We start from the raw sequence: 382 nt of genomic DNA, 5'->3' as shown, positions 1-382 counted from the left end.
GGCCGGGGCGAGGCAGTGGCCGGGCGCGGGCGGTGGACCGGGCCGGGTTCAGCGGCCGGGGGCGGGCGGGGCGCCGGGGCGGGGTGTCCCGGCTTCTGCGCGTGACCGGAGGAGGCGTTTGTCGGGCTTGCCGCGGTCCGTGAGGGGGATGTCGGGTTCCCAGAAGACCGCCGTCGGGCGGTGCGCGGGGGCCAGGTCGCGGGCCACCAGGTCGCATGCCTCGACGGCGGCCGCTTGGCTCGGCGTGTGACCGGGAGCCGGTACGAGGAAGGCGCAGACCTCCTCGCCGGTGACGGCACTGGGCCGGCCGACGACGACGGCCCGGGCGATGGCGGGGTGCCGGGTGAGGGCCGCCTCGACCGGCAGGCTGTAGATGTTGACC

General features: G+C 77.7%; 1 protein-coding gene. It reads right to left on the bottom strand.

Features of this window, described 5'->3' with window-relative positions; genetic code table 11:
- Positions 1-48: 48 nt before the first annotated feature.
- Positions 49-382: AMP-binding enzyme (locus tag VR44_RS32435; protein WP_045951211.1), on the bottom strand; the 334-nt coding region annotated here is incomplete at its 5' end.

It is taken from the genome of Streptomyces katrae (assembly GCF_000966975.1).
In the GTDB taxonomy this organism is placed as follows: Bacteria; Actinomycetota; Actinomycetes; order Streptomycetales; family Streptomycetaceae; genus Streptomyces; species Streptomyces katrae.
This window is presented reverse-complemented; position numbering and strand designations above follow the sequence as displayed.